The sequence below is a fragment of the Lentzea sp. NPDC060358 genome (assembly GCF_042725365.1).
Lineage (GTDB): Bacteria > Actinomycetota > Actinomycetes > Mycobacteriales > Pseudonocardiaceae > Lentzea.
Genome location: NZ_JBHXCW010000378.1, coordinates 1 through 4,963, shown reverse-complemented (window position 1 = coordinate 4,963; position 4,963 = coordinate 1). Strand labels below are relative to the sequence as shown.

The window sequence follows — 4,963 nt, the reverse complement described above, 5'->3', positions numbered from 1 at the left end:
GGCCAGGCCCGTTCCGGTTGGTATTTCCGGCCCGCTTCGCTCTGACATGGAGAACATTACACGGGCCTGTTTCGATCTCCAAATCGGGGGGTGCCGGTGACCGCGAAACGTACGACCACCAGCGCAAACGTCGCCGTCAGGGTGCGGAGACCGCGACATCGGGCTTGCCGGACCGCGCGTGCGGATCGAAGTCACGCGTCACATACGAGTAAGTACCGCCCGACAAGTCGGTGGCCGGACTTCCGGACGCGAGTCGCAGAAGACGGTGAGCGTCGCGCAAGAGCTACCGCAGGATGCCCGTCGGCGGGGTGTCCCGGTACAGGCCCAGGGCGGCGTCGATCGAGGGCACGCGATCGAGCGTTCCGACGTCGGCGAGCGGGAACCACTGGGCGAAGTCGGTGGTGCCGTCCACCTCGTAGCGCAGCTCTCCCCCGACGATGCGCACCTCGTACATGATGCGCAGCGCGTGGTAGTCGCGGTCGGGCTCCTCGCGGAACTCGGAGTCGATGCCGAGCAGCCGCAGCACCTCGACCTCGAAGCCGGTCTCCTCCTCGAACTCCCGGACGACCGCGTCGAACGGGTGCTCGCCGTGCTCGATGCCGCCACCGGGGAGGATCCAGCGCTTGCCGTTCGGGCCGAGCCAGCGCGCCAGGAGGATCTCGCCGGCGTCGTTCAAGCACACCCCGTACGCGGCCACACGCTGCTTCTTCGCCCTCATGCGACTCAGCGTAACTTGCGATCACCGCGAAAAAAGTGATATCACTTAGCTACTACTTCGCTAGGGGGTCGGATGAGCGCATCCATCGAAACGACGGTCCACATGCCCACGCCGGTTGTCCGCGAGAAGCGCGCGCGGGACCTGACCGGTCTGCCGATGTTCTTCGTGGGATTGGCGGTGTTCGCGGTGGGGCTGTGGACGATCATCGAGGGGATCGGCACGGCGGTGGAGATCGAGGAGCCGCCGGTGGGATCGATGATCACCAGCCTCCTGCTGTTCCTGGCTTCGGCGCTGATCATGCGGGGGCTCTTCACCGTCGCGCCCGGTGAGGCGCGGGTGCTGCAGTTCCTCGGCCGCTACGTCGGCACCGTCCGCACGGACGGGTTGCGCTGGGCGAACCCGCTCACCACCCGCGAGAGGATCTCAACCAGGATCCGCAACCACGAGACGCAGACGTTGAAGGTCAACGACGCGGACGGCAACCCGATCGAGATCGCCGCCGTGGTCGTGTGGCAGGTCGAGGACACCGCGCGCGCTCGGTTCGAGGTCGACGACTTCGTGCGGTTCGTCGCCATCCAGACGGAGACCGCGGTGCGGCACATCGCCACGAGCTACCCGTACGACAACCACGACGAGGCGGGGCTTTCGTTGCGGGAGAACGCGGACGAGATCACCGAGACGCTCGCGATCGAGATCTCGGCGCGCGTGCAGTCCGCCGGCGTGAAGGTGATCGAGTCCCGGCTCACCCACCTCGCGTACGCGCCGGAGATCGCACACGCCATGCTTCAGCGGCAGCAGGCGGGCGCGGTCGTCGCAGCCCGGACGCGGATCGTGGAGGGAGCTGTCGGCATGGTCGAGCTCGCGCTGGAGAGGCTCGCCGACCACGACGTCGTCGAGCTCGACGAGGAGCGCAAGGCGGCGATGGTCTCGAACCTGCTCGTCGTCCTGTGCGGTGACCGGTCCACCCAGCCCGTGGTGAACACCGGGTCGCTCTACACCTGATGGCTGATCGCAAGAGCGTTCTGCTCAGGCTCGACCCGGCCGTGCACGACGCGCTGAGCAGGTGGGCGAACGACGAGCTGCGCAGCACCAACGCGCAGATCGAGTTCCTGCTGCGGCGTGCGCTGGCCGAAGCGGGCCGGCTGCCCGGCGAGGCGAAGAAGATGCCTCGCCGCGGCCGCCCGCCGAAGAAACCGGAACCGGACGAGGGCTGAGTCCTCCCCTCCTGCTCGGCCCCGTTCGACGGCGGGCCGGTGCGGACGAGGGTGCGTTCGCGGTGCGCTGAGCTGGCCTGATATCCTTCCTCGTCGTGAACGCGCGGCACTCCGCCGTGGAGGAGAGCCGGTCGCAGTGGAAGCAGAGCTGTGGCTGGTGCCGACGAAGCGCGTCACGAACCCCGGTTTCGACAAGAAGGGTGATGTCGCATGGCGAACATCAAGTCCCAGCTCAAGCGGATCAAGACCAACGAGAAGGCGCGCCTGCGCAACAAGTCGGTCAAGTCGTCCCTGAAGACGGCCATCCGCAAGTTCCGCGAGGCTGCCGAGGCCGGTGACAAGGCGAAGGCCCTGGAGCTGCTGCAGGACGCGTCCCGCAAGCTCGACAAGGCCGCCACCAAGGGCGTCATCCACGCCAACCAGGCCGCCAACAAGAAGTCGGCGATGGCGCTGCGCGCGAACCAGCTCGAGGGCTGATTCCGCACGCTCATCCGAGCTTCTGCGAAAGGGCTCACTTCCTCCGGGAAGTGGGCCCTTTCGCTTCGGTGCTCCCCGCGGTCAGCGGCGACCGTGCGCCGCGACGATCCTGAGCACCGCGCGCTCCAGCGCGTAGTCGGCGTCGGCCGCCACGCCCTTCACGTCGGCGTTGAGGCCCGCGACCACCTGCATCGCGTCGGCCAGCCCCGACTGGTCCCAGCCGCGGGACTGGGCCTGCGCCTTCTTGATCTTCCACGGAGGCATGCCGAGCGGGCCCGCCAGGCTGAACGGGTCGGCCCTGCCGACCGCGGAGACGCGCGCGACCGTGCGCACGGCATCGGCCAGCGCGTCCGCCACGAGCACGTGCGGGACGCCCAGCTGCATGGCCCAGCGCAGCGCCTCCATCGCGCCCGCCCGATCGCCCACGACGGCCTTCTCCGCGACCGCGAACCCGGTCACCTCGGCCTTGCCCTGGTGGTAGCGGCGGATCTCCTCGACCGTGACCTTGCCGTCGGTGTCCGACACGAGCTGCGACGCCGCGGCGGCCAGCTCGCGCAGGTTCGTGCCGACCGCGTCGATGAGCGTGGCCACGGCCTCCGGGTCGATCTTGCCGCCCGCCTGCCGCACCTCGTTGCGCACGAACGCCTCGCGGTCACCGGACTTGGTGACCTTGGGGCACTCCGTGACGGCGGCGCCCGCCTTCTTCAACTGCCCCGGCAGGTCCTTCGCCGCCTTGCTGCGGCCGCCACCGGTGTGCACGACGACGAGCGTCACGCCGTCCGCGGGCGCCTTGGCGTAGGAGAGCACGGTGTCGGCGATCTCCTTGCCGATGTCCTGCGCGTTCTGCAGGACGATCACGCGCCCCTCGGCGAACAGCGACGGGCTCACCAGTTCGGCCAGCTCGGGAGGGGTGAGATCAGTCACCTGCACGCGGGTCAGGTCCGCGGTCGGATCGACCGTCCGCGCAGCCTCGAGCGCCGCTCGAACCGCCCGTTCGACCAGCAACTCCTCTTCGCCGACGACGAGGTGCAGTGACTCCGGTGCGCTCACGGACGGCATCCTCCCACGTCCCGGATCGTGGACGTCGGTGGCTGATCGGCGGACCGGTGCCGTACTTTGGTGGGCACAACTGAACACCGCTCATCCAGAGGGGCAGAGGGACCGGCCCGAAGAAGCCCCGGCAACCGGCGTCGACGCAGCAGTGCACCACTGCGCGCAGACGATCACGGTGCCAATTCCGACCCGTTCGATTTCGCGGGAAAGATGAGGAGATACCTCGCGATGACTGCTGTCTCCGTGCCCACGGGCACCAAGTTCGACCTCGGCCCCGCCCGCGCGCTGCTGTGCCGCGAGTGCGGTAATGAGACTCCTCTCGCTCCGGAGTACGCCTGCCTGGAGTGTTTCGGGCCGCTGGAAGTGGCCTACGACTTCGGGAAGATCCGGCGCGAGGACATCGAAGCCGGCCCCCGCTCGATCTGGCGCTACCGCGGCCTGCTCCCCGTGCCGTCCACTGTGGACCAGCACCCGAACACCGACCCCGGCGGCACCCGCCTGGTCGAGGCGCACAACCTCGCCAAGGCGCTGGGCGTCCGCAAGGTCTGGGTGAAGGACGACACCGGCAACCCCACCCACTCGTTCAAGGACCGCGTGGTCGGCGTCGCACTCGCCGCCGCCCGCGAGCTCGGCTTCAAGGTGCTGGCCTGCCCGTCGACCGGCAACCTGGCGAACGCCGTCGCCGCGGCCGCCGCCCGCGCGGGCTGGCAGTCGGTCGTCCTCGTCCCCTCCAACCTCGAGCGCGCCAAGATCCTCATGAGCGCGGTGTACGAAGGCGCCCTGATCGCCGTCGACGGCAACTACGACGACGTCAACCGCCTCGCCCAGGAGCTCGCCGCGGAGAACGAGGACTGGGCGTTCGTCAACGTCAACGTCCGCCCGTACTACGCGGAAGGCTCGAAGACGCTCGGCTACGAGGTCGCCGAGCAGCTCGGCTGGCGCCTGCCCGACCAGATCGTCGTGCCCATCGCCTCCGGCTCGCAGCTCACCAAGGTCGACAAGGCGTTCCGCGAGCTCGGCCAGCTCGACCTGGTCGAAGCCACGCCGTACAAGGTGTTCGGCGCGCAGGCCACCGGCTGCTCCCCGATCTCCGCCGCGTTCAAGGCGGGCCACGACGTCATCCGCCCGGTCCGCCCGGACACCATCGCCCGGTCGCTCGCGATCGGCGCCCCCGCCGACGGCCCGTACGTGCTCGACGCGGTCCGCCGCACCGGCGGCGCCATCGAGGACGTGACCGACGAAGAGGTCGTCGAGGGCATCAAGCTGCTCGCCCGCACCGAGGGCATCTTCGCCGAGACCGCCGGCGGCGTAACCGTGGCGACGGCGAAGAAGCTGATCGAGTCGGGCCAGCTGGACCCGGACGCGGAGACCGTGCTGCTGATCACCGGCGACGGCCTCAAGACCCTCGACGCGCTCGGCGACACGATCGGCCCGCGCGCGACGGTCCCGCCGTCGGCCGAGGCCGTCATCAAGGCGCTGGGATAACCACCTCCTCCAGGCT

At 69.3% G+C, this 4,963-nt stretch carries 6 protein-coding genes and 1 riboswitch; of the genes, 4 read left to right on the top strand and 2 right to left on the bottom strand.

Annotated features, from left to right (window positions below; translation table 11 throughout):
- Positions 1-283: 283 nt before the first annotated feature.
- Positions 284-718: an NUDIX hydrolase gene (locus ACFWGZ_RS39465; RefSeq protein WP_382456706.1), complete on the bottom strand. Its 435-nt coding sequence runs from the start codon at positions 716-718 to the stop codon at positions 284-286.
- Positions 719-820: 102 nt separating this feature from the next.
- Here ACFWGZ_RS39465 and ACFWGZ_RS39460 point away from each other — a divergent pair, with 102 nt between their 5' ends.
- The 3 genes from ACFWGZ_RS39460 (at position 821) to rpsT (ending at position 2,409) form a co-directional block, all read left to right on the top strand.
- On the top strand, positions 821-1,720 hold the full coding sequence (locus ACFWGZ_RS39460; RefSeq protein ID WP_382456705.1) for an SPFH domain-containing protein: 900 nt from the start codon (positions 821-823) through the stop codon (positions 1,718-1,720).
- The gene (locus ACFWGZ_RS39455; RefSeq protein WP_382456704.1) at positions 1,720-1,932 is read left to right on the top strand and encodes a hypothetical protein; all 213 of its coding nucleotides are present in this window, start codon (positions 1,720-1,722) and stop codon (positions 1,930-1,932) included. The genes ACFWGZ_RS39460 and ACFWGZ_RS39455 overlap by 1 nt, the downstream gene beginning before the upstream one ends.
- A gap of 210 nt (positions 1,933-2,142) precedes the next feature.
- Positions 2,143-2,409 (top strand): 30S ribosomal protein S20, encoded by a 267-nt coding sequence (rpsT, locus tag ACFWGZ_RS39450; RefSeq protein WP_030468084.1) that lies wholly within the window; start codon positions 2,143-2,145, stop codon positions 2,407-2,409.
- A gap of 81 nt (positions 2,410-2,490) precedes the next feature.
- Here the strand turns inward: rpsT and holA are convergent, their stop codons facing one another.
- Complete coding sequence (gene holA / locus ACFWGZ_RS39445; RefSeq protein ID WP_382456703.1) at positions 2,491-3,468, bottom strand: DNA polymerase III subunit delta; 978 nt, start codon at positions 3,466-3,468, stop codon at positions 2,491-2,493.
- Between the two features lie 78 nt (positions 3,469-3,546).
- Positions 3,547-3,679, top strand: a riboswitch (SAM riboswitch).
- 11 nt (positions 3,680-3,690) lie between these two features.
- Between holA and thrC the strand changes: the two genes are divergently transcribed.
- Positions 3,691-4,947 carry a threonine synthase gene (thrC, locus tag ACFWGZ_RS39440; RefSeq protein WP_382456702.1) on the top strand — a complete coding sequence of 419 codons (1,257 nt, stop codon included), beginning with the start codon at positions 3,691-3,693 and terminating at the stop codon, positions 4,945-4,947.
- Positions 4,948-4,963 lie beyond the last annotated feature (16 nt).

Excerpts from the sequence above, each read along its gene's own strand:
- ACFWGZ_RS39465 (WP_382456706.1), bottom strand. The coding sequence starts at position 718 with ATGAGGGCGAAGAAGCAGCGTGTGGCCGCGTACGGGGTGTGCTTGAAC.
- ACFWGZ_RS39460 (WP_382456705.1), top strand. The coding sequence starts at position 821 with ATGCCCACGCCGGTTGTCCGCGAGAAGCGCGCGCGGGACCTGACCGGT.
- ACFWGZ_RS39455 (WP_382456704.1), top strand. The coding sequence starts at position 1,720 with ATGGCTGATCGCAAGAGCGTTCTGCTCAGGCTCGACCCGGCCGTGCAC.
- rpsT (WP_030468084.1), top strand. The coding sequence starts at position 2,143 with ATGGCGAACATCAAGTCCCAGCTCAAGCGGATCAAGACCAACGAGAAG.
- holA (WP_382456703.1), bottom strand. The coding sequence starts at position 3,468 with ATGCCGTCCGTGAGCGCACCGGAGTCACTGCACCTCGTCGTCGGCGAA.
- thrC (WP_382456702.1), top strand. The coding sequence starts at position 3,691 with ATGACTGCTGTCTCCGTGCCCACGGGCACCAAGTTCGACCTCGGCCCC.